Below are 24367 nucleotides of genomic sequence, written 5' to 3' on the forward strand. Positions count from 1 at the left end.
AGTCTTTTTTTTGTTGCATAAAAGTATTATGAATTATTTTATATATAATAGTATATATATGGTAACATAAATATATATTTTTTATTTAATCATTTATGTAGTTATATAGCAATACTATTTCAATATCGTTTAGATATATATAATAAATCTTGTATATAAAATTATTATATATTTTATTAAAGGTGATGTTATTTATAAGTAAAAGTTAATGGTAATTATGATGATAATTCTCGATTAATAGGAAAGCAAAAAAATTTAAATTTTTTTGTGATAAAAAAATGAATCTATAAAACCAGATAAAATCTAATATAGTAAGCATTTTAAGTTGAAAAAATCCAATTGATGAGAATGGAAATGAGAAAAAAGGGTTTACATGAAAAAATGGTTGTGCTAATATCACCGTACAAGAAGTAGCAAACATATGAAACGAAGAACTTCGATGTAGAATATAGTGAGGAAACATGGACACTCCTGAAATTCTTAATCTGAAGAACTGAGTAGAATATGAATGTTATGACTTGTAACATTTTATTTTCTATTTTTTTCAGAAAGAAGGAATTCAACTATGAAAAAACAATTCGCAGCAATCTTTGCAGCAACAGCAGTTTTGGGTGTAACTACTGCATTCGCGGCTAACCCATTTTCCGATGTAACTCCAGATTCTTGGGCATACCAAGCAGTTTCTCAATTGGCTAACGCTGGTGTTATCAATGGTTACCCAGATGGTACTTTCAAAGGCCAAAATAACATCACTCGTTACGAAATGGCTCAAATGGTAGCTAAAGCTATGGCTAACCAAGACCGCGCTAACGCTGAACAACAAGCAATGATCAACCGCTTGGCTGATGAATTCTCCAACGAATTGAACAACTTGGGCGTTCGTGTAGCTCGCTTGGAAGACCGCGTTGGTAATGTAAAAGTTACTGGTGATGCTCGTCTTCGTTACCGTGATGCTGAACATGCTAAATCCAAATTTGACGCTCGTGCACGTGTACAATTCAACGCAAAAGTAAATGATCGCACTGACGCAGTAGTTCGTTTGACTTCTGGTAACTTCGAATTGGGTAACTCCACTACTGAAGGTAATGCAAATGCTACAATCGATCGCGCATATGTTAACCACAAATTCGGCGAACGCGTATCCTTGAAAGCTGGTCGTTTCGGTCAAGTTATCGGTGGCGGCTTGATGTTCGACGGCACATTCGACGGTGCTCAATTGAACGTTGGCAACGACAAAATCCAAGCTCAAGCAGCTTACGGTTATATGGTATCCGGTGAAGCAGCTGGTTTGACTAAAGAAGAAAACGTAACTGATACTTACCTTGGCTTAACTGGTAAAGTTGGTAAAAACACTATGGTAGGCGGTTTCTATGATCGCGTAAACCAATCCGATGATGTTAAAAACATCTATGGTTTCAATGCTGATGCTAACTTCGATAAAGTTTGGGTTGGTGGTGAATGGTTGAAAGCTTCCAACCTTGAAAAATCTCAAGCTTGGACTGCTGGCGTAGGTTATGGTAACTATGACATCAAAAAACAAGGTACTTGGGATGTGAAAGGTCAATACTTTAACCAAAAAGAAAATGCACCTATCGTAGATACTACTTATAATCATCTTTACACTCAAGATGCTAAAGGTTGGATGGCAACTGTTAACTATGCATTGCAAAACAACGTTGGTTTGTCCGCTAACTACGGTTTCGACTGGAAAACTCAAAGCGGTTCCGATCTTAGCGATTTCTACCGTGCAGAACTTAACTACAAATTCTAATTTGATAGTTAATTATATGAAAGAGACTCCTTCGGGAGTCTCTTTTTTGTAGTTTGAAGATTAATATACACGGTGAACATCCTAGAGTATTATCAATTTAACATAGAGCGTAAGTAGGATATTCTTTTTTAGCAAATAAATATAATGATAATATAGCTTTAGACTTATTCTTTAAATTAATGAATAAATATTTAATTGATTAGTAATATTAATGTAATGTTGGGATTTTAAGTCTAATAAAAAAAATTTTTGTATAAAACCTTAAAATGAAAAGATATTCATGAAGTTAGGTTGTTACTGAGTTCATGAAACTTTTAAAATAGAAAATATTTATTGATAAGGCTGAACATAGGTATTAAGGCTTTACATAGAAAAAAGGTTGTGATACTATCACCGTACAGGTCATGATACATACATGAAACGAAGATCTTCGATGTAGAGTATGGTGAGGAAACGTGGACACTCCTATACATTATTAATCTGAAGAACGAGTAGAATGTGAATGTTATGACTTGTAACATTTTATTTTCTATTTTTTTCAGAAAGAAGGAATTCAACTATGAAAAAACAATTGGCAGCAATCTTTGCAGCAACAGCAGTTTTGGGTGTAACTACAGCTTTCGCAGCTAACCCATTCTCCGATGTAACTCCAGATTCTTGGGCATACCAAGCAGTTTCTCAATTGGCAAACGCTGGTATCGTTAACGGTTATCCTGATGGTACTTTCAAAGGCCAAAACAACATCACTCGTTACGAAATGGCTCAAATGGTAGCTAAAGCTATGGCTAACCAAGACCGCGCTAACGCAGAACAACAAGCTATGATCAACCGTTTAGCTGATGAATTCTCTAACGAATTGAACAACTTGGGCGTTCGTGTAGCTCGTTTGGAAGACCGCGTTGGTAACGTAAAAGTTACTGGTGATGCTCGTCTTCGTTATAAAGATGCTGAACATGCTAAATCCAAATTCGACGCTCGTGCACGTGTACAATTCAACGCAAAAGTAAACGATCGCACTGATGCAGTTGTTCGTTTGACATCTGGTAACTTCGAATTAGGTGACTCCAGAACTGAAGGTAAAGCAAATGCTACAATCGATCGCGCATATGTTAACCATAAATTCGGTGAACGCGTATCCTTGAAAGCTGGCCGTTTCGGTCAAGTTGTTGGTGGTGGCTTAGCATTTGATGGTACTTTTGATGGTGCTCAATTCAATGCTGGTAATGACAAAGTTAAGGCACAAGTAGCTTATGGTTACATGGTATCTGGCGATGCAGCTGGCTTGACTAAAGAGGAAAATGTTACTGATCTTATCGTAAATGTTAATGGTAAAGTTGGTAAACATGCTATGGTTGGTGGTTTCTATGACCGTATTAACCAAGATGACGATGTTAGAAACGTATATGGTTTCAATACTGACGTTAACTTCGATAAAATTTGGGTTGGTGGCGAATGGTTGAAAGCTTCTAGCCTTGAAGAATCTCAAGCTTGGACTGCAGGCGTAGGTTATGGTAACTACGACATCAAAAAACAAGGTACTTGGGGCGTAAAAGGTCAATACTTCAACGCAAAAGAAAATGCTCCTATCATTGATACTACTTACAACCACATCTACACTACAGATGCTAAAGGTTGGATGGCTACTGTTGACTATGCATTGCAAAACAACGTAGGCTTAACAGCTAACTACGGTTTTGATTGGAAAGATCAAAACGGTAATGATAAAGCTGACTTCTACCGTGCAGACCTTAACTACAAATTCTAATTTGATAGTTACTCATATGAAAGAGACTCCTTCGGGAGTCTCTTTTTTGTGTTTAATATAAAATTATATGAGGCTTTTTATTATAGTGTTTCATTAATGCTGTCTACTCAATTAATATAGAATGATTTGTCGATAATAGAGGATTTTGCATTTAATGAAAATTTCATGAGTAAACTTTCTTATCATTATTAGGCTTATTACTGCTTATTTCTATCTATAGTGCCACTATTAATGGTATAATAAAGAGTATTTAAAATTTCTATAAAGGCGACAAACATGAATTCTTCTTTTTCTCATATCAAAATGGTTGCCATCGATTGTGATGAAACTTTGGTGCGTAGCGATAATTCTATATCTGACTATACAGTAGATGTATTACATCGGTTGCAGCAAAAGGGTGTTGTTATTACGATTGCTACGGGGCGTATGTACCAAACGGCTAAGCCCATTGGTCAGGCGTTAAAGCTTGGTAATGTGCCGCTGATTTTATTTTCTGGTGGGCTCATTCAAGAATTAGAAACAGGATATAAACTATTTGAACAGACTGTTCCTATTGTAGCCGTACGTCGTATCTATGAATTAGCAAAACAATATGATTGGCATATACAATCTTATGTGGATGATCATTTATTATGCCATCATAAGACGTGGCAGTCCGCTCTCTATGAAAAACAGACTGGTGCTACGGCAGAATTTTTAGGGGATACGTTATATAGTTTAAACTCTGAACCAAATAAGCTAATTGCCATAGATACAGTAGAAGGCATTGACCGAATTATTGAAATTTTAACTCCTAGGGTCGGTGATTTAGTGACTCTAGTTCGTAGCCAAAAAGACTTTTTAGAAATCATTGCCCCTAATGTGTCAAAGGGGCGTGCCTTGACACAATTAGCTTTAGATAATCATATTAGTTTAGAACATATTATTTCTTTTGGTAATGCAGAAAATGATATTTCTATGCTACGTAAAACAGGTTACTCTGTAGCTGTTGAAAACGCTACAGATCATGTTAAATCTGTGGCTCATACAATTTGTGGCCATCATAATGACGATGGAGTAGCCCATTGGATTGAAGGTAATCTTTTATAATGGAGTAAAACTATGGAAGCATTTCGTTTGTTAATAGTTACAGGTATGTCAGGTGCCGGCAAAACTCAAGTATTGCAAGCTTTAGAAGATATGGGGTATTTATGTATTGATAATATTCCCCCTGTGCTGATCCCTAAATTAAGTGAAATTTGCCGACAAGGTGGAGAACGGACTAATCGCGTTGCTCTTGTTGTAGATATTCGGGGTGGCGAATTTTTTGAAGCTCTTTCTTCATCTTTAGATACATTAAAAGATATGAAGGTAGATTTTGAAATTGTATTTATGGATGCTACAGATGAGACTTTGATTCGTCGATATAAGGAAAGCCGACGAAGTCATCCATTGGCTCCTAATGGGCTGATTACAACAGGGCTAAAGAAGGAACGCCAAATTCTTAACTCTGTGCGCCATAAAGCAGATTTTATTATTGATACCACTAATATGAAAACAGCCAGCTTGAAAGAGTATTTAAAAACGCGCTTTGCTCAAGTTGATGAAGCTCATGGTATGGCTATTACTGTAGTGAGCTTTGGTTTTAAATATGGTATTCCTCTCGATGCAGATATGGTATGGGATGTTCGTTTTCTACCGAATCCATTTTATATTCCCGAGTTTCGTCATAAAACAGGTCGTGTAAAAGCAGTGAATGAATATATCCATTCCTTTGAAGTAACGGATGAATTTAAAAAACGTTACTTTGATACTATGGATTTTCTTGTGCCAAATTATGAACAAGAAGGGAAATCTCAATTTATTGTGGCAGTAGGCTGTACAGGTGGTATGCATAGATCTGTAGCTATGGCAGAGGCTTTATATTCCCACTTGTTAGAAAAAGGATATCGTGTCACTGTTGAACATAGAGATATGATGAAAAATAATGTAGAAGAAGATTATAATCCTCATGAAATTATAACACTTGATAACTAGATAGGGGGGATTATGTTGCGAAAAGGATGGTTCCGGTGGCTAATTCCGGGTCTAAATATAAAACGTTGGCTTGCCCTATTTAGTTGTGGTGTAGGTCTTTTAATTATTGGCATTTCCTTGATGTTTAACTATCAATGGCTTGCGGTTCTCGAAGATATTGTACTTGCCTTTTCTTATAATATGACGGGCTTTTACAATTATAATGTACTCATTGCTGTAGGGGCTGTAGTATTATCGATGGGCGCTGTGTTAATGCTCATCGGTACGAGTAAGGTTATAAAAACGATTATTCGAGCTGTGTTACCTAACCCTGACAGCAAGGTATCAGATATTATTTTTCAAAACATCCGACTTGATAAGGGTCCGAAAATTGTAGTAATCGGTGGTGGCACGGGTTTATCAAATTTATTGCGTGGTTTGAAATCACATACATCAAACCTATCTGCGATTGTAACCGTTGCTGATGATGGAGGTTCTTCTGGTCGCTTGCGAGAAGACTTTCAAATGATAGCACCTGGCGATTTGCGAAATTGTTTAGTATCACTAGCTGAACAAGAAGGGGTAATGGAGAACTTATTCCGTTACCGCTTCGAAGGCGAAAATGAGCTTTCTGGGCATAGCTTTGGTAATCTCTTTATTACTGCGCTAGCTCAAGTTTACGATGGCGATATTGAAGAAGCTCTTGAAGCGGCTAGTAAATTGTTGCGTGTCCGTGGTCGTGTAATTCCTTCCTCTACAGAGTTCATTAAATTGCGTGCAGAGATGACAGATGGCACTATTGTAGAAGGTGAAAGTAATATACCACACTCGGGCAAACGAATTCGTCATATCTATAGTGATCCAGCATTGCCTAAGCCAGAGGGGGCTGCATTACGTGCCATTGATGAAGCGGATGTGATTATTTTAGGTCCTGGTAGTTTATATACAAGCATTATCCCAAATTTACTAACTGATAAGTTGGCCTCTCATGTACGTGCCAGTAAGGCTAATAAAATTTATATTGCTAATGTTATGACACAACCGGGTGAAACCACAGGCTACACATTAAATGACCATGTAGAGGCTTTAATTGCTCATGGCGGAGAAGGAATTATAGATACTGTTCTTGCCAATGATGGTCCGTTGCCAATTCAAATGGTTGAACAATATAGTGCTGTAGGATCTGAACCATTGGTATTAGATACTAAAAAGTTACAAGCTAAAGGAATCCGCACTATACGAGCTACCTTAATTAACCCTCAAAAACCAGCTGTTCATGATCCTGAACGGTTAGGTAAAGTTATTATGGATATTATTCATGCTATGCAATCTAATACTGAACCGCATATCTTAGAGTATTATCTTCAACGAGATGATCATTAATGAGAAGGGATGCCCATGTCATTTGCAGAAGATGTAAAAAATGAATTATGCCAATATGAAGCCTCTAGTGATGCGGATGTGGCCATGAAAATTGAAGCGTCTTGCTTATTGCGTATGGGCGGATCTATCATTTTGGGGATGAAAGGTGCCGTCGGCATTCGTTTAGCTACGGCTAATAATGCAGTAGCTCGTCGTTTGCTTGGTATTTTGAAAAAGCAATACGAATTACCTACAAATGTTTTAGTACGACAAGGTTTAAACTTGCGTAAAAAAAATATGTATACGCTATCTGTAGAACCCTCTCTAGAGGGTAGACAGGCTCTAGAGGATCTTGCTTTATGGCCTGTGAGTGAACAAATCCCTCGTAGTTGGCTCAAATCAATGGAAGCGCGACGCGCCTTTTTAAGGGGAGCTTTTTTAGGGGGAGGCTCTGTCAATAAACCACAAAGTGATTATCATCTTGAGTTTATGACGGGAAACGAGACCTTTGCGAGGGAAATTATCCATGTATTACGGCTCTTTCACATTCATGCGGGCTTAACGGAGCGGAAGGAAGAGTATGTAGTATATCTTAAAGAAGGGGACGCAGTAACAAACTGTTTGCAAATCATGGGAGCTCAATCGGCTCTTATGGAATTTGAAAACGTGCGGATTATGAAAACCGTACGAAATCAAATTAATCGACAAGTCAACTGTGAGACTGCAAATTTACAGAAGGTTGTGGATGCAGCAGTTCGTCAGGTAAAAGCAATCCGGATTATTGATAGAGAAATCGGCATTGAAGAATTACCAGAAAAGTTGCGCGTCGTTGCAAGACTTCGGTGGGAGAATCCTGAAGCGAGTTTAAAAGAACTTGAAGAGTTGATGGAGGGGAAACTATCTAAATCTGGAATTGGACATCGACTAAAGAAGATTGAAGCATTAGCACTTACGTATGACCCGTTGGGGCTCGAAGAAGTATAGAGGTAATAATATATGTTTTCCTATAAATCAAGATATTGTGTAGCTGCGGCTATGGCCGCCATGGCTGCCCTTACAGGCCATGTAGAAGCTCGTGATATAGATTTACAATCAATTGGATATTTTCAGTTTTCTCCGTTGCCACCATCGTTGGTGTCTCAAACGGATACATTGCTCCTATCGGATAGTCCTGAATATGTAGGACCTGTAGGAGGTACGTTAAGTGCAGGTACAATTAATGGCAATGGTCGTATCTATTTCTATCATGTAAATGAAATGGATTTACCTCACAAGATTGCTATCGTCTTAGAAAACCAAACGGCTTATCCAACTTCAGTACATGTCATGAGACAATTAAAATCTGTAGCTACACCTGACTATTTTGCAGCAGGTCGTGATTTGTCGCGAAAGGATTTGGAGCAACCTCTTAATGAAAGCCCAGATGCAAGACCGTTATACTCTCTTAGCATCCCACCACAAGGGCGTCAATTAATCTTTAGTGACTTAGAAAATACACCGGTAAATCGAGATGCATTATTTACGGGTATTGTAGATATTAAAACAGAAGGGCCTATATTTGCGCGTGTCATGATGTTGCCTATGGGTATGGACCCTGTTGATGCGTCACATTGGGTGAAAAATCTTCCTATTGATGAAATACAATTACGCGGTACTTATACTGGTGCTAAACGTAATATGGAGGTTACTACACCATTCGACACCGCTTTAGGCGGTGCCTTTGTAGAAATTGGTAATGACCGAGAGGATACGTTTATCAATGGTGTAGACGAAATGCAAAATAAAGCATTTGTTCGTGACCGTGGTAACTATGGCGTATCGTATACGTTAAAAATTCCTACAAAGGGGAATGAACCGTTTAGACTGTATTTTAACCCTCTTGGGGGACCTTATTCTGGTTCCTTTATGGTAAAAGCATTGCATCAACAAGGTGCTAGACGGGGACAGACCGATACACGAACTTATCACATTGGTGGTGAAGATGGTATTTCCGCATTAGGGGAAGGTACTATATTAGATAGTCGTCTATTAGGGAATTATAATGCGGGCGATTTATTAACATTAAACTTTATGCCAGCCGGTGCATCGAATTTGCCAATTCGTTTCTTGTTAATTCCTGAATCTCTTGCAAATCCACAAAAACATCAAACTATTGCTGTTAATGTGCCGAAAGATGTTAAAGACATTTTAGGGCATCCAACTCAAGGAGGCACACAAATACCTGTAGGCCCTGTAGGTGGTAAAGATGGAGATAAAGGAGCAGTAGATACTAAAAAATCTACTATTGAAAGTCCAGCTAAGCGGGCAGAAACAATTGCTCATGAAGAAACTAAAAAGTTGAGCGATAAAGCTGTAGCAGATGTAAAAAAAGAAGCACAACTTAAAAAGGCAAAAGATGAGAGAGAAGCATTAGCTCGTAAAAAAGCTGAAGAGGCTCGACTAGCTGCAGAAAAAGCCGAAATGTTGCGAAAGGCTGCAGAAGCCAAGCATGCTGAAATTGAGCGTAAGATGGCTGAAAAAGCCGAAGCAGAGCGTAAAGCAGAGGAAGCTCGCAAGGCGGAAGCGGCTCGTAAAGCTGAAATGGCACGTATCGAGGCAGCGAGAAAAGCGGAAGCAGATCGGCTAGAGGCGGCTCGTAAAGCAGAAGAAGCTCGACTAGCAGCGGAAGCAAAACGTCTTGAAGAAGAACGTAGAATTGAAGCTGCTCGTATTGAGGCCGCACGCAAAGCGGAGGAAGAAAGAAAAGCGGCCGAAGCTAAGGCACGCTTTGAAGCGCAAAGAGCAGCAGAAAAAGCTGCTTTAGAGGCCAAAAAGGTCGAAGAGGAACGCTTGGCTGCTGAGGCTAGAGCTCGTTTAGAAGCACAACGTAAAGCCGAGCAGGAAGCATTGGAAGCAAAACGTGCCGAAGAAGCTCGTAAAGCAGCAGAAGCGAAAGCTGCTTTAGAAGCACAACGTGCTGCTGAGCAAGCCGCTCTTGAAGCGAAGCGTCAAGAAGATGCTCGTAGAGCGGCAGAGGCTAAGGCTGCTTTGGAAGCACAACAAATGGAAGCAGCAAGAAAAGCAGAAGAGGCTCGTCGTGCGGAGGAAGCGCGTAGAGCAGAAGAAGCTCGAATTGAAGCGGAACGTAAAGCTGAGGCCGCTCGCGTAGCAGCAGAAGCAAAACGAGCAGAGGAAGCACGCAAAGCTGAAGCTGCGAGAATTGAAGCGGCGCGTAAAGCTGAACAAGCTCGTTTAGAAGCAGAAGCACGTAGAGCAGAAGAAGCTCGTAAAGCAGAAGCAGCTAGACTAGAGGCACAACGTAGAGCTGAACAGGAACGACTCGAAGCAGCGCGCCGTGCTGAAGAAGCTCGTATTGCTGCAGAGGCTAAACGTGCCGAAGAAGTGCGTAGAGCCGAAGAAGCTCGTCGCATAGAAGAAGCAAGACGTGCCGAAGAGGCTCGTAAAGCAGAGGCGGCTCGCATAGCGGCGGAAGCTCGTAAGGCAGAGCAAGAGCGACTTGCTGCAGAACGAGCTGAAGCAGAACGTCAAGCAGCCGAGGCACGACGTCTTGCTGAGGAACGATATAAAGCACAACTAGAGGCAGAACGTAAAGCTGAAGCTGCCCGTCAACAAGCATTGGCTCAAGCTGAAATAGAGCGTAAAGCAAAAGAGCGTGCTGAAGCGATTCAACGTGTTCGAGATCAACAAGAAAGCGCTCGTCGTCGTGCAGAACTTGCCCGTCAACAACTTGAAGCCGAACGTAAGGCTGCTCAAGCATCTAAGAGGACTCCTTCCTTCAGTGAACTTGATGATGTTCATGGGGATACATCAAATGTAACTATTCCAAATGCTGTATCCATTGATGAGTTAACAAAACCTAGACCGACGGCATCCCAAAATACACGTCGTCGTGAGCAACGTCAGCCTCAATTGTTGCCAAATCAGCAAAATGTGCAGATAAATCCTGTAGCGAATGAGTCGCAACAAGATCAAATGCCGTATACTACACAAAATGAACAGCAAAATGATGAAGAAAATCCACCAAGACTATATCCACTAGGTTAAGGTTCTTAATTTCTAAAAAAGAAATGTTAGATTAAAGTTTAAGATATGGTAGTGGCTTAATAGCTGTTTAAATATAGAGAGGATAAGCAATTGTATATGGTTGTCCTCTTTTTAAAATCCATATGAATTTTGTGTTTTACATTGACTTTCAAAGGTGGATTCAGTACAATAAATAAAGAAAATGCATATATGGTACGAGAGACCATTGCATAATACAATACCTTTTAATTTAGTCCAGAGAGGCTGAGAAAGGAATATAGTTGAAGTGCCCATAGGGGCTTCTTTGTGCAAACTATTTGACCTTTTGCCCTGGGCAAAAGGTCTTTTTTGTTACGTGAGTTAGGAGGAAATCATGGGACAAGTTAGCCTAAAAGGCAAAGATTTATTGGGTTTGCAAAATGTGTCACCTGAAGAAATCAAATTGATTTTAGATGTGGCAAAGAAAATGAAGAAGATTGTTCTTTCTGATGACAAGAAGGTTCCACTTTTAAAGGGGAAATCCATTATTAACCTTTTTATGGAGCCAAGTACTCGTACCCGTAGTTCCTTTGAGTTAGCCGGCAAATACTTAGGGGCTGACGTGATCAATCTTTCTCCTAGTGGATCTTCCATGGGTAAAGGTGAAAGCTTCCGCGATACATTGTTAACTATGTCCTACATGGGCACAGATGCTATCGTAATGCGACACAGCGCAGAAGGTGCACCTTTATATGCTACGAAAGCCGTAGATCCTATTATCATTAACGCAGGCGATGGCGCTCATGAGCATCCAACACAAGCATTACTAGATATGTATTCTATCTTAGAAAAAAAGGAATCTATTGAAGGTCTAAAGGTGGTTATCCTTGGCGATATAATGCATAGTCGCGTAGCACGCTCCAACATTTATGGACTTACAAAAATGGGGGCTGATGTACATCTAGCTGGTCCTCGTACAATGGTATATCCAGAATTTGAAAAATTAGGTGTTACCGTACACCATGATATTCGTGAAGCAGTGGCTGATGCAGATGTAGTTAACGTACTTCGCATTCAATTAGAACGCATTCATTCTGCATTGTATCCTACAAATAGAGAATATGCTCGTATCTTTGGTATTAACAATGATGTATTAAAATTAGCTAAAGATGATGTAATGGTAATGCATCCAGGTCCTATGAACCGCGGCCTTGAAATTGCACCAGATGTAGCATATTCTGATCAATCCGTAATTCAAGAACAGGTACGTAATGGCGTAGCTGTACGTATGGCTGTATTGTACTTAACTATTATCGGAGGTGACGGTAGTGAGCTTGCTTATTAAAAATGGTACGGTAGTTAATCCGGCAAAAAAACAAAACGAAGTAGCAGATGTTCTCGTAAAAGATGGTAAAATTGTGGACATCGGTCAAAACTTGAGTGCTGAAGGTGCTGAAGTTTATGATGCAACAGGGCTTATCGTAGCACCTGGCCTTATCGATATTCACACACATTTGCGTGAACCAGGCCAAGAAGCTAAAGAAGATTTCCACTCTGGTACACAAGCGGCTGCTGCAGGTGGTTTCACACGTGTTGTCACTATGGCTAATACTAACCCAGTTGTAGATAATGCTGCACTTGTAAGAGGTTTACAAAAACAGGCTGAACTCACTGGCGTTGTGAAAGTAGAATTTATTGGTGCTGTATCCAAAGGTCTTGAAGGTAAGGAACTTGCTGAAATGGGCGATATGGCAGAAGCTGGTGTAGTCGCTTTCTCCGATGATGGTCACTATGTAGAAAATGCTGCATTTATGCGTCGTGCCTTAGAATACTCCTCCATGTTTAATAAGATGGTTATCGACCATGCAGAAGATATTACATTGACTAAAAATGGCCATATGCATGAAGGTATTGTTTCTTATGAATTAGGTGTTATTGGTCGTCCTGCAGTAGCTGAAGATTTGGCTGTTGCTCGTGATATCTTGTTATCTGAAATGACAGGTGGTCATATCCATATCGCCCACGTAAGTAGTAAAAATACTGTAGATATGGTGCGCCGTGCGAAGGCTAAAGGCCTTAATGTAACATGTGAAGTTACAAGCCAACATTTATCTTTCACAGATGAATACCTACGCGAATATAACCCAGCATTCAAAATGGCTCCTCCAATTCGCTCTGAAGATCATCGCCAAGCATTATTAGAAGGCTTGAAAGATGGTACAATCGATGCGATTATTACAGACCATGCACCACATGCATATGAAGAAAAAGACCATGAATTCTGCTGTGCACCAAATGGTTTCAGTGGCCTCGAAACATCTTTGGCGGCGGTTATTACCAATGCATATGGTCCTGATAAACTAAGCATCGATCAAGTTGTGTACTATATGAGTACTCGACCAGCTGAGTTGATGCATCTTGATGCAGGTGTTCTTGAAGTTGGCAAGCCAGCAGATATTACCGTATTCTCCACGACTGAAAAATGGACAGTAGATCGAAATAAATTCTATACAAAAGGTAAAGTTAGCCCATTTGATGGTATGACTGTTACAGGTAAAGCTAAACTCACAGTCGTTGATGGCAAAATTGTTATGAAGGAGGGCGTAGTCTTATAATGAAAGGCAAGTTAGTTCTTGAAGATGGTTCCGTGTTTGAAGGTTCCTTATTAGGTGGCGCCCCAACGGTAGGCGAAGTTGTATTTAACACAGGTATGACCGGGTATCAAGAAATCTTGACTGACCCATCCTATGCGGATCAAATTATTACATTAACCTATCCTTTAATTGGTAATTATGGTACTTTAAATTCTATTACTCAAGGCCCTAAACCATATTGTAAAGGTTTTATTGTAGGTGAACTGTGTGACTTTCCATCTAACTGGCAAAATGAAGGCCTATTTAGTGAGTATCTTCGTTTGCACGGCATCCCTTGCCTTTATGATGTAGATACACGTGCAATTACACGTGTTCTTCGTAACCATGGTGTAATGAAGGGCGTACTCGTACGCTCTGATTACCCTATGGAGGATATTCAAAAATTGTTTAAACAAGACTTGCCAACAGATCAAGTTATGCGTGTAACTACAAAATGGCAAGGTATGCGTGGAGATAAAAATGCTGAATTCCACGTAGCGGTAATGGATTATGGTGTAAAGGAAAATATCCTTCGCTCTCTAGAAGCTGCAGGCTGTCGTCTTACTGTATTTCCTGCAGATGCTAAAGCCGAAGATGTGTTGGCAGCAAATCCAGATGGTATCTTTTTATCTAATGGCCCTGGAGACCCTCAAGATCTTGGCTATGCAGTAAAAGAAGTAAAGAAAATGTTTGGTAAGAAACCAATCTTTGGTATCTGTATGGGGCATCAAGTATTGGCACAAGCTTATGGTGGAACCACATTCAAATTGAAATTTGGTCACCGTGGTTCCAACCATCCTGTACAAGATTTACGTACTGGTCGGGTATATATTACATCTCAAAATCATGGCTATGCGGTAGATGATACTTCTTTGCCAGCTTTTGTAGAAATTACACATCGTAGTGTAAATGATGGCACCGTAGAAGGTATGCGTCATAAAGAATTGCCAATCTTCTCCGTACAATACCATCCAGAAGCATCCCCAGGACCTACTGATAACCTATATTTATTTGACGAATTTGAAGACTTAATGAGAAAGGGAAAATAATATGACCTCAGAAGCAAAAAAAGTACTTGTAATTGGTTCTGGTCCAATTATTATCGGCCAAGCTGCAGAGTTTGACTATGCTGGCACACAAGCATGCCGTTCCCTTCGAGAAGAGGGTTATAAAGTAGTATTGGTTAACTCTAACCCTGCTACTATTATGACTGATACAGATATTGCAGACCGCGTATATGTAGAACCGATTAGTCTTGAATTCGTAACAGAAGTAATTAAAAAAGAACGCCCTTGGGGCTTGTTGGCTACATTAGGTGGTCAAGTAGGCCTTAATATGGCCGTACAATTGTCTGAAGCGGGTGTATTAGAAGAATATGGTGTAAAACTTCTTGGTACAACTCTTGAAGCCATTAAACAAGCCGAAGACCGTGAACTCTTCAAAGAAGCGATGAAGGAAATCAATCAGCCAGTACCTGAATCCGATATCTTTAACGATCTTGAAGAAGCAGTAGCCTTTGCTAATCGCATTGGGTATCCTATTATCATCCGTCCTGCATACACATTAGGCGGTACTGGTGGCGGTATTGCCCATAACGAAGATGAAATGTATGAAATCACACGTCGTGGTTTGAAACTTTCACCAATTCACCAAATCCTAGCAGAACGTTCCGTTGCAGGCTGGAAAGAGATTGAATACGAAGTAATGCGCGATAGTGCAGATAATTGCATCATCGTATGTAACATGGAGAATATTGACCCTGTAGGTGTGCATACTGGGGACTCTATCGTTGTGGCACCAAGCCAGACTTTGAATGATATTCAATACCAAATGCTGCGTACCGCATCTGTAGAGATTATCCGTTATTTGAAAATCGAAGGTGGTTGTAACGTACAATACGCTTTGAATCCAAATAGCAACGAATATATCGTTATCGAAGTAAACCCTCGCGTATCTCGTTCCTCTGCATTGGCATCTAAAGCAACTGGTTATCCAATTGCGAAGGTAGCAGCTAAAATTGCAGTAGGCATGACATTAGATCAAATTACAAATGCAGTAACAGGGGAAACAAAAGCATGCTTTGAGCCTACGCTAGACTATGTAGTTACTAAGTTCCCACGTTGGCCATTTGAAAAATTCAATTTGGCGGACCGTACATTGGGCACCCAAATGAAGGCTACTGGCGAAGTTATGGCTATCGACCGCTCTTTAGAAGGCTCTTTGTTAAAAGCCATTCGTTCCTTGGAAATTGGTTTAGACCATATTGAGCTTAAGAAAATTGGTCATGAATCTATGGAACAATTGATTGAACGTTTGCATTTAGTAGATGATGAACGTATTTATGTTGTAGCAGAAGCTCTTCGCAAGGGGATTAGTGTAGAAAAAATTCACTATATTACAAAAATTGACACATTCTTTATTGAAAAAATCAAAAACATTGTTAATGTAGAAAAAGCATTGGCTGAACAGGGCTTAACAGAAGATATATTGCGCAAAGCAAAACGCTATTCCTTCACCGATTCTGTTATTGCTCGTTATGCTAATACAACTGTAGAAGACGTTCGCGCAAAACGTAAAGAATGGAACATTCTACCAACATATAAATACGTAGATACCTGTGCGGCAGAATTTGAATCTAAAACGCCGTACTATTACAGTGCTTATGCGCAAGAAGATGAAGTTAAACCACTAGGTGAAAAATCCGTAGTAGTACTTGGTTCTGGGCCAATTCGCATTGGTCAAGGCGTAGAGTTTGACTATTGTTCCGTACACTCCTCTTGGGCACTCCGTAAAGCGGGTTACCAATCCATTATGATTAATAACAACCCAGAAACAGTTTCTACAGACTTTGATATTTCTGATTCTTTATACTTTGAGCCATTGACTGTGGACGATGTTATGGAAATCATTGATAAAGAACAGCCAGTTGGCGTTATCGCTCAATTCGGTGGACAAACAGCGATTAACTTGGCAGGCCCATTGGCTAAGCGCGGTGTAAAAATTCTTGGTACATCCGTGGATAGCATCGATATGGCAGAAGACCGTGAACGCTTTGATGAATTGTTGGCGAAACTTGGCATTCCTCGTCCAGTAGGTGCTCTGGTAACCTCTGATGAAGAAGCACAAGAAGCAGCTAAAAAGTTAAAATACCCATTAATCGTTCGTCCTTCCTATGTATTGGGGGGGCGTGCGATGGAAATCGTATACAATGATAAAGAGCTTGATGTATACATGAAGGAAGCCGTAGTAGCATCTAAGGAGCATCCTGTTCTTATCGACCGTTACATGGTTGGTATGGAGGTAGAGGTTGATGCTATTTCCGACGGTACTGATGTATGTATCCCTGGTATTATGGAACAAATCGAACGTGCCGGTGTTCACTCTGGTGACTCCATGGCCGTTTACCCAGCTCAACACTTGAGTCAAGAATTGATTGATCAAATTGTTGACTATACACGTCGTATTGCAGTAGGTCTTAATGTTAAAGGTGTGCTTAACATTCAATACATCGTGGCTGATGGTGAACTTAATGTAATCGAAGTTAACCCTCGTTCTAGCCGTACCGTGCCATTCATTTCTAAGGTAACAGGTATTAACATGGTGGAATGTGCAACACGCATTGCGCTTGGTGAAAGCTTAATAGATTTGGGCTTGCCACTTGGTCTTGTACCTAATAAACCTTATGTAGCTGTAAAAGCACCTGTATTCTCCTTCTCCAAAATGGGGCTTGTGGAAATCGCCCTTGGACCTGAAATGAAATCTACTGGCGAAGTTATGGGGATTGGTCGTACATATTCTGAAGCTTTATTCAAAGCTATCAATGGTGCAAACATGCGTATTCCAGAGGATGGTACAATTCTCATGACAGTAGCAGACCGTGATAAAGCAGAAGCTTGTGAACTTGCAAAAGGGTTCATCGATCTTGGTTATCATATTGAAGCAACTGGTGGTACAGGTAAATACTTTATCGAACACGGTGTTGATTGTAAGGTGGTTAATAAAATCTCTGAAGGGGATGACAACTGTGCTGACCACATTCGTCAAGACAAGGTCGATCTTGTACTTAATACATTGACTGCAGGTAAACGTCCTGAACGCGAAGGCTTCCAATTACGTCGTCTCGCTGTAGAAATGGGTACACCTTGCTTAACAAGTCTTGATACAGCACGGGAAGTATTGCGTGTTGTGGCGAATCGTAAAGATGATGCTAACTACTCTGTAGAAGCGTTACAAGATTTTGAATTGGAGTAATAACCATGAGTGGCTATGTAGAACAGGGCGAAGTCGTTCGCAATGAGCAAATAGGCTCTGATGTGTGGATTATGGATATTCACGCACCAAAACAAGCAGTAGAAGCAAAGGTAGGACAGTTTTGTAATGTTCGCGTAGCGGACTCTACGGCGCCATTATTGCGCCGCCCTATTAGCTATGCTGGATTTGATGCCCGAAAGGGTACGATTACCCTTTTGTATCGCGTCGTAGGTAAGGGGACTGAGATTATGACACATCTCGTACCTGGCGATACATTAGATTGTTTAGGCCCTTTGGGCGAACCGTTTGTAACATCTAATAATATGCTTCTCATTGGCGGTGGCGTTGGTATTGCACCGATGCTATGTATCGCATCTCATTTGAAAGAAGGTGAAGAAGCACAAGTTATTTTGGGCTTTAGAAATGAAAGCGAAACCTTCTGGGCAGATTTATTTAAAGATACACCTGTTCAAGTCCACATCACTACTGATGATGGTAGTGTGGGCACAAAAGGTTTCCCTACGGCTATTATGCCTGACCTAATTAATGCTAATTCCTTTACTTCTGTCATGACTTGTGGTCCTACGCCGATGATGAAAGGCGTAGCTCAAGTGGCTAAAGAACTGAATGTGCCTTGCCAAGTTTCTCTTGAGGAGCGTATGGGCTGTGGTACTGGAGGTTGTTTAGGCTGTGCTTGTGATGGTGCAGAAGGTAAACGCTATAAAGTTTGTAAGGATGGTCCTGTATTCCCCGCTGAGGAGGTGTTCTTTTAATGCATGAACGCGATTTAAATAACACCGTTACGCCAAATCCAAAGCTTGCCATTGATTATTGCGGGATTAAGATGAAAAATCCTATTATCGCCGCATCTGGCACCTTTGGCAATGGCCCTGAGTATGCTGGGTATTTAGATCTTAGCAATGAGATAGGAGCTATCTCCGTAAAAGGTTTAACACCTAAGGGGCGTCACGGAAACCCTGGAACTCGTATTGCAGAAACACCATCTGGCGTATTGAACTGCATTGGCCTTGAAAATCCTGGAGCTGAACATTTTGTTAGAGAAATTCTACCAGAGCTTAAGAAATATGATGTACCATTGCTAGCGAATATGTCTGCGGGCACAATTGATGAGTTTGCTTGGATGGCAGAGACATTATCTGTAGATGGCATTGCAGGGTTAGAAGTCAACGTATCTTGCCCAAATGTAGAATGTGAAGGCATGGCTTTTGGTGTAGATCCAAAGGTTGTTGAATCGGTAACTAAAGCGGTTCGTAAGGTAACGGATAAACCTGTTATCGTTAAGCTTTCACCAAATGTAACAGACATTGTAGAAATCGCAAAGGCTGTTGAAGCAGGCGGTGGTAATGGAGTAAGTCTAATTAATACCTTGTTGGGCATGGCTATAGATATTCACCGTCGCAAGCCTGTATTGGGGAACACTTATGGTGGATTATCCGGCCCAGCCGTAAAACCCGTGGCTCTTCGCATGGTGCACCAAGTTTATAAAGGGGTAACTATTCCTATTATTGGTCTTGGTGGTATCATGACTGGCACAGATGCTATCGAATTTATGATGGCAGGGGCGCAAGCCGTTCAAGTTGGTACAGCTACGATGGTAGATCCAACAGCAATTTCACGTATTGCCCGTGAAATGAGCGAATATGTAGAACAATATAATCTTAACAGCATCACTGATATTGTAGGTGCTGTTCATCAAGTATAACAGAATCATATATACGGCGAGCTTAAACAACCATAAGAATTGTCGTTATATAGGATATGATACAAAAAGACCTAGTACATTTAGTACTAGGTCTTTTCTTATGTATTGAATTGGGGTCTATAATTACATAGATGCCAATTATATAGACTGTTAATGTCATAGTATGGTAATAATATGTATAATTATGATTATACATATGCTTTGTAGAAGTCAATAAATTGCTGTGCTACTGGGGAAAGTGCATGGCCTTTAAGTGTGATAAAAGCTTTTTTGAAATCCCCCGAGAATTCTGGTAATTTGATGCGGGCCATTTTGCGATGATTGATGAGTTCCTTAGCGTCCATTGGGACTAAAGAAACTGTACGTCCAGAAGAGGCCCACTCAATAGCTGAGCTTTTAGTTGTGGTGATAGCTACCGCATTAAGTTGCTCCATATCTGTTAAGCTAGATTGCATAATCATTCGGACAGAGCCACCAGAAAGGGATAGAGGACATTTTTTTATGTCTTCCCACGTGATGGTATCATGCTCACGATCTGTCCAGAATACATCACGGCGGAAAATAGCGTATAAATGCTCTTCTTGGGTAAGCAGAATATCGAATTTATCGATATCTACCATTTGAATATTGGCGATACCTAATTCGGCGCTACCGTTGATGAGTTGGGTCACTACATTTGTCATAAGTCCTTCATAAATTTCAAAATGGACAGATGGATATTTCATGGAAAAAGCTGGTAAATATTGCTGTACGATTGGCGTTGAACGAGATGCAGACGTCGCAATGCGTAAAGTACCTTCAATGCGTGAATTCAATTGTTGTACAGCATTATATGTAGATTCTTCAATAGAGCAAAGTTGTTGTGCTTTTTCATAGAAGATTTTACCAGCATCTGTTAATTGCAAGTTTGATCCTCGTTGGCCGCGTTTAATGTTGATTAATTGAGCCCCAAATTCAGCCTCTAAATATTTCAACTGCTTACTTAACGCTGGTTGTGTAATATGAAGAATCTCTGCGGCCTGTGTCATATTGCCCGTTTGAACAAGGGTAATAAAATTGTGGTAGTAAGATGTATCCATAGAATCTCCCTATTATACACATAATATGATAAATAAAAATTATAACGAACTAAGTAACGGTCATTTCACATTTAATAAAATGCTATATATACTAAATTCAACAAAGTAATAGAAAGTAAATTAAGTTTTAAATTATCTTTCTATACTTATCACAAATTTTGATATATAACAATAGTTAAGAAAGTAGGTACTACTATGGGCGTGGTAAAAAGAACATTAAGTCGAGCAATTCGTAATTGGGAAGCACGTAGATTAATGACGGCTCGTAATAAAATTAGCCGGAAAAAACAATTAGAACGAGTATGGCCTTATCCTATGACTAAGGAAAAACGTCGTGAACTCGGTCAAGGTATAGCCGGTTTAGTTAATAACGGCAATTAAAAGTTTGGAATCTACTAACTAGATTATTTATCTAGTGGTAGTACCACCTCAATAGAATCTAATACATTACAAGTAGCAGCTCCATGACTTATGTCTTGGAGCTCTTTTTGTATGCGCTCTACATCAGTAGGTGGTATTAGGATTGTAATGTCTACATATTCACCAAAGCTTGCTTCATAGTGTAATTTTTCATCCTGTACATATCTTTCTACTGCTCCATACAGTGAATAGTCAATCTTTGCTTGTAGCCGAGTTCGTGTTGTATGTAGTTCTTTAGGCGCAAGACGTAAGGTTTCCGCAACGGAGTGTGAATAGGCCCGAATCAAGCCACCAGCGCCCAATTTAATGCCTCCAAAATAACGTGTTACGACGACGGCTACATTGGTAATACCAGTCTTTTTGAGTACTTCTAGCATTGGTTTACCTGCTGTGCCTGATGGTTCTCCATTATCGGAAGATCGTTGTTGTTCTTGCTGTGGGCCTAATGTATAGGCTGTGCAGTTATGGCGCGCATCCCAGAATTCTTTATTGATGCGGCTTATAAAGGTTTGGGCTTCCTCTTCAGTCTTGCAAGGATATACTGTTGTTATAAACCGTGATTTTTCAACAACATATTCATGGCGAAATTCCTTTGCTACCGAAGTAAATTCCACTGTAGGGCTTACTGATTCAGACATATATTCACCTCCTTTGGAATCAAAGTTTATGTTTATTCATCATCACTTTATTATAATCTATTTATGAAGGCTATGTATAGGTAAAAGCGGTTAATTCCCTTATAAAAAAGAAATAGCCTCTATATTTGGTAGGATATTGACGTAATGAGAATTTATGTTATTATTAAATGTAGATATATGAGTAGTTAGTCATGTAATATGTTCATATATTGAAGTTTTAGAATATATTGAAACATTCTTAGTGAACGTGTTTATGGCTATTTTATTTACAATAGGATATATAGCTTTTTATAGATAGATGTTTAGACGTATATTTAAGTACATAAATACAAAATATAGTACGAATTTGTAATAATATAGTAAGTTGTAAGATAAGATATATCTACAGAGTAGAAAGGCCTGTGAATATGAGCGTAAAAAAACAAGAATTTGATATTACAGGTATGCACTGTGCAGCCTGTGTAAAACGCGTTGAAAATGTCGTTTCTAAAGTTGATGGCGTAGAATCTGTTAAGGTCAACCTCTTAACTAGAAAGGGGAGCGTTGAATATAAAGATGGCGCTACTATAGATTCACAACAGATTATTGATGCCATTACAAATATTGGTTTTGGTGCTGCAGAAGCAGACGAAACAAAGCAAGAAATAGAAAAGGTTAACTTAAAACCTCATATTACACGCCTTATTATTGCCGCCTGTATGGCGGTACCGATGATGATTAATATGACCTTACATCGATTTGGTATTCAGGCATTGCCTGTATGGGTAGAGTTTGTTCTTGCTACTATTGCTCAGTTCGGTCCTGGTCTCATGTTCTATAAGAGCGCCTGGAGTGCAGTGAAAAATGGGGCGCTTACGATGGATGTGCTCGTTGTAATGGGCACGACGGTAGCTTATCTATTCAGTATCTATAACTGGCAATTTCACCCTGAATTAGGCCCTCATGGAATATATTTTGAAACCTCTGCGTGGCTCATTACTTTTATCCTTCTTGGTAAACTCTTAGAAGAGATTGCAAAAGGGCGTACCTCCGAAGCACTTCAAAAATTGATTGCCTTACAACCTGCAACGGCTCATGTGTTGCGTGATGGAGAATTTATTGATATCCCTACATCTAAGGTGGTAGCTGGTGATATTTTACAAGTTCGTGCAGGTGAAAAGATCCCTGTTGATGGCACGATTACTGAGGGATATTCCACAGTAGATGAGGCTATGCTGACCGGTGAAAGCTTACCGGTAGAAAAACAAGTTGGTTCTGAAGTTATTGGTGCTACTATAAACCTAAGTGGTGCTTTTACCATGGAAGCCAAGCGTATCGGTTCCGATACGATGTTGTCTCAAATTATCAAGGTTGTAGAAGAGGCACAAACCTCCAAGGCTAGTATTCAACGTATTGCAGATATCGTGGCTCAATATTTTGTACCGACCGTTATTGGCCTTGCTGTTTTGACAGGTCTTGTGTGGTACTTCATTATGGGAGATTCTATTAACGTTGCTCTCATTAATGCAACAGCGGTACTGGTTATCGCATGTCCTTGTGCGCTTGGCCTTGCTACACCAACATCTATCATGGTTGGGTCTGGACTTGGTGCGGAACACGGTGTGCTCATCAAGAGTGCAGAATATCTTGAAAAAGCGGGTAAACTCGATGCCATTGTTATGGATAAAACCGGTACCCTTACACAGGGTGTATTGGATGTGACGGCTTTTAAAAATTATAATGGTGATGAAAGTACTAATATGTCTATTATGATGGCTCTTGAAAGTGGTACATCTCATCCGATTGCAAAGGCCATGGTTTACTATGGTGAAGATCATGGCTATAAAGGTAAAGCTGTTGAACTTGAAAGTTTTGCTGATGTACCAGGTAAAGGGTTACAAGGTGCATACCAAGGCGTATCCGTACAACTTGGGCACAGTCGTTGGATGAATGAACTAGGTTATGATTTAACGGCGGTTCAAGAAGATATTTTACGCTTTGAAGAACAAGGTGCTTCCGTATCTGTTCTAGCTGTAGATGGCGTTGTTAGTGCTTTGTGGGCTGTAGAAGACGAATTACGTCCAGAAACTATCGAGGTTGTAAAAGAGTTACATGCTCAAGGTATTGATGTATGGATGCTTACTGGTGATAATCGTCGAACTGCTCAATATATTGCTAAACAAGCGGGTATCTCTCATGTTATAGCTGAAGTATTGCCTCAAGATAAGGCTAGCAAGGTAAAAGAATTGCAAGATAAAGGTCTTGTAGTGGGGATGGTTGGTGACGGTATCAATGATGCTCCGGCTCTTGTTACAGCAGATATTGGTTTTGCCATCGGTAGTGGTACCGATATTGCGGTAGAGGCGGCGGATATCGTTCTTGTACGAAATGATTTACATACCTTGGTACAAGCAGTACGACTTAGCCGTAAGACAATGACCAACATTAAACAAAACCTATTCTGGGCATTGATCTTTAACTGTATTGGCATTCCTTTGGCCGCTATTGGTGCGTTAAATCCTATGATTGCTGGTACAGCGATGGCATTTAGCTCTGTTACAGTTGTAAGTAATTCACTTCGTTTGAAACGAGCTAAAATTTAAGATTATACATATAATTGAATACTATAAAGCACCTATACAGAGGTATAGGTGCTTTATTATATCTACAGACATATAGCTAAGTATATATTTATATCTTGTATTGAGACGTGAAATGGATATTTAATTCCTATGATAATGGTGTTTTT

General features: G+C 39.9%; 17 protein-coding genes. 15 read left to right on the forward strand and 2 right to left on the reverse strand.

Annotated features, from left to right (window positions below; genetic code table 11):
• Window positions 1-565: 565 nt before the first annotated feature.
• From VPHSUH08_RS06850 to VPHSUH08_RS06910, 13 genes are all read left to right on the forward strand, one after another.
• Window positions 566-1771 (forward strand): putative porin, encoded by a 1206-nt coding sequence (locus tag VPHSUH08_RS06850; protein ID WP_105087057.1) that lies wholly within the window; start codon window positions 566-568, stop codon window positions 1769-1771.
• A 559-nt stretch (window positions 1772-2330) separates the two neighbouring features.
• Entirely contained in the window at window positions 2331-3536 is a 1206-nt protein-coding gene (locus VPHSUH08_RS06855; protein ID WP_105087058.1) for a putative porin, read from the forward strand.
• 276 nt (window positions 3537-3812) lie between these two features.
• Complete coding sequence (locus tag VPHSUH08_RS06860) at window positions 3813-4625, forward strand: HAD family hydrolase (protein ID WP_105087059.1); 813 nt, start codon at window positions 3813-3815, stop codon at window positions 4623-4625.
• A gap of 12 nt (window positions 4626-4637) precedes the next feature.
• Window positions 4638-5552, forward strand: coding sequence for an RNase adapter RapZ (rapZ, locus tag VPHSUH08_RS06865; protein ID WP_060919902.1), 915 nt, complete (start codon window positions 4638-4640; stop codon window positions 5550-5552).
• A gap of 12 nt (window positions 5553-5564) precedes the next feature.
• Window positions 5565-6914, forward strand: a complete 1350-nt coding sequence (yvcK, locus tag VPHSUH08_RS06870; RefSeq protein ID WP_060919901.1) for a gluconeogenesis factor YvcK family protein — start codon at window positions 5565-5567, stop codon at window positions 6912-6914.
• A gap of 15 nt (window positions 6915-6929) precedes the next feature.
• Window positions 6930-7877: a DNA-binding protein WhiA gene (whiA, locus tag VPHSUH08_RS06875; RefSeq protein ID WP_024061002.1), complete on the forward strand. Its 948-nt coding sequence runs from the start codon at window positions 6930-6932 to the stop codon at window positions 7875-7877.
• Between the two features lie 12 nt (window positions 7878-7889).
• Window positions 7890-10937 carry an ATPase gene (locus VPHSUH08_RS06880; RefSeq protein ID WP_105087060.1) on the forward strand — a complete coding sequence of 1016 codons (3048 nt, stop codon included), beginning with the start codon at window positions 7890-7892 and terminating at the stop codon, window positions 10935-10937.
• 352 nt (window positions 10938-11289) lie between these two features.
• Complete coding sequence (locus tag VPHSUH08_RS06885; RefSeq protein WP_058948519.1) at window positions 11290-12240, forward strand: aspartate carbamoyltransferase catalytic subunit; 951 nt, start codon at window positions 11290-11292, stop codon at window positions 12238-12240.
• On the forward strand, window positions 12224-13510 hold the full coding sequence (locus VPHSUH08_RS06890) for a dihydroorotase (RefSeq protein WP_060919898.1): 1287 nt from the start codon (window positions 12224-12226) through the stop codon (window positions 13508-13510). Before VPHSUH08_RS06885 ends, VPHSUH08_RS06890 begins: the two co-directional genes overlap by 17 nt.
• A complete protein-coding gene (carA, locus tag VPHSUH08_RS06895) occupies window positions 13510-14577 on the forward strand; it encodes a glutamine-hydrolyzing carbamoyl-phosphate synthase small subunit (protein WP_105087061.1) in 1068 nt (355 codons plus the stop codon). The genes VPHSUH08_RS06890 and carA overlap by 1 nt, the downstream gene beginning before the upstream one ends.
• A gap of 1 nt (window position 14578) precedes the next feature.
• Entirely contained in the window at window positions 14579-17779 is a 3201-nt protein-coding gene (carB, locus tag VPHSUH08_RS06900; protein WP_105087062.1) for a carbamoyl-phosphate synthase large subunit, read from the forward strand.
• Window positions 17780-17784: 5 nt separating this feature from the next.
• Window positions 17785-18552 (forward strand): dihydroorotate dehydrogenase electron transfer subunit, encoded by a 768-nt coding sequence (locus VPHSUH08_RS06905; protein WP_004698480.1) that lies wholly within the window; start codon window positions 17785-17787, stop codon window positions 18550-18552.
• A complete protein-coding gene (locus tag VPHSUH08_RS06910; protein ID WP_004698485.1) occupies window positions 18552-19502 on the forward strand; it encodes a dihydroorotate dehydrogenase in 951 nt (316 codons plus the stop codon). The genes VPHSUH08_RS06905 and VPHSUH08_RS06910 overlap by 1 nt, the downstream gene beginning before the upstream one ends.
• Window positions 19503-19690: 188 nt before the next feature.
• Here the strand turns inward: VPHSUH08_RS06910 and VPHSUH08_RS06915 are convergent, their stop codons facing one another.
• Entirely contained in the window at window positions 19691-20581 is an 891-nt protein-coding gene (locus tag VPHSUH08_RS06915; RefSeq protein ID WP_004695545.1) for a LysR family transcriptional regulator, read from the reverse strand.
• A gap of 195 nt (window positions 20582-20776) precedes the next feature.
• Here VPHSUH08_RS06915 and VPHSUH08_RS06920 point away from each other — a divergent pair, with 195 nt between their 5' ends.
• Window positions 20777-20962 carry a hypothetical protein gene (locus VPHSUH08_RS06920; RefSeq protein WP_004698441.1) on the forward strand — a complete coding sequence of 62 codons (186 nt, stop codon included), beginning with the start codon at window positions 20777-20779 and terminating at the stop codon, window positions 20960-20962.
• Between the two features lie 23 nt (window positions 20963-20985).
• Here the strand turns inward: VPHSUH08_RS06920 and VPHSUH08_RS06925 are convergent, their stop codons facing one another.
• Window positions 20986-21639, reverse strand: coding sequence for a YigZ family protein (locus VPHSUH08_RS06925; RefSeq protein ID WP_004698470.1), 654 nt, complete (start codon window positions 21637-21639; stop codon window positions 20986-20988).
• A gap of 407 nt (window positions 21640-22046) precedes the next feature.
• Here VPHSUH08_RS06925 and VPHSUH08_RS06930 point away from each other — a divergent pair, with 407 nt between their 5' ends.
• Window positions 22047-24221: a cation-translocating P-type ATPase gene (locus tag VPHSUH08_RS06930; RefSeq protein ID WP_038150564.1), complete on the forward strand. Its 2175-nt coding sequence runs from the start codon at window positions 22047-22049 to the stop codon at window positions 24219-24221.
• Window positions 24222-24367: the final 146 nt, after the last annotated feature.

Source organism: Veillonella sp. S13054-11 (genome assembly GCF_002959795.1).
Taxonomy (GTDB): Bacteria; Bacillota; Negativicutes; order Veillonellales; family Veillonellaceae; genus Veillonella; species Veillonella parvula_E.

Excerpts from the sequence above, each read along its gene's own strand:
- VPHSUH08_RS06850 (WP_105087057.1), top strand. The coding sequence starts at position 566 with ATGAAAAAACAATTCGCAGCAATCTTTGCAGCAACAGCAGTTTTGGGT.
- VPHSUH08_RS06855 (WP_105087058.1), top strand. The coding sequence starts at position 2,331 with ATGAAAAAACAATTGGCAGCAATCTTTGCAGCAACAGCAGTTTTGGGT.
- VPHSUH08_RS06860 (WP_105087059.1), top strand. The coding sequence starts at position 3,813 with ATGAATTCTTCTTTTTCTCATATCAAAATGGTTGCCATCGATTGTGAT.
- rapZ (WP_060919902.1), top strand. The coding sequence starts at position 4,638 with ATGGAAGCATTTCGTTTGTTAATAGTTACAGGTATGTCAGGTGCCGGC.
- yvcK (WP_060919901.1), top strand. The coding sequence starts at position 5,565 with ATGTTGCGAAAAGGATGGTTCCGGTGGCTAATTCCGGGTCTAAATATA.
- whiA (WP_024061002.1), top strand. The coding sequence starts at position 6,930 with ATGTCATTTGCAGAAGATGTAAAAAATGAATTATGCCAATATGAAGCC.
- VPHSUH08_RS06880 (WP_105087060.1), top strand. The coding sequence starts at position 7,890 with ATGTTTTCCTATAAATCAAGATATTGTGTAGCTGCGGCTATGGCCGCC.
- VPHSUH08_RS06885 (WP_058948519.1), top strand. The coding sequence starts at position 11,290 with ATGGGACAAGTTAGCCTAAAAGGCAAAGATTTATTGGGTTTGCAAAAT.
- carA (WP_105087061.1), top strand. The coding sequence starts at position 13,510 with ATGAAAGGCAAGTTAGTTCTTGAAGATGGTTCCGTGTTTGAAGGTTCC.
- carB (WP_105087062.1), top strand. The coding sequence starts at position 14,579 with ATGACCTCAGAAGCAAAAAAAGTACTTGTAATTGGTTCTGGTCCAATT.
- VPHSUH08_RS06905 (WP_004698480.1), top strand. The coding sequence starts at position 17,785 with ATGAGTGGCTATGTAGAACAGGGCGAAGTCGTTCGCAATGAGCAAATA.
- VPHSUH08_RS06910 (WP_004698485.1), top strand. The coding sequence starts at position 18,552 with ATGCATGAACGCGATTTAAATAACACCGTTACGCCAAATCCAAAGCTT.
- VPHSUH08_RS06915 (WP_004695545.1), bottom strand. The coding sequence starts at position 20,581 with ATGGATACATCTTACTACCACAATTTTATTACCCTTGTTCAAACGGGC.
- VPHSUH08_RS06920 (WP_004698441.1), top strand. The coding sequence starts at position 20,777 with ATGGGCGTGGTAAAAAGAACATTAAGTCGAGCAATTCGTAATTGGGAA.
- VPHSUH08_RS06925 (WP_004698470.1), bottom strand. The coding sequence starts at position 21,639 with ATGTCTGAATCAGTAAGCCCTACAGTGGAATTTACTTCGGTAGCAAAG.
- VPHSUH08_RS06930 (WP_038150564.1), top strand. The coding sequence starts at position 22,047 with ATGAGCGTAAAAAAACAAGAATTTGATATTACAGGTATGCACTGTGCA.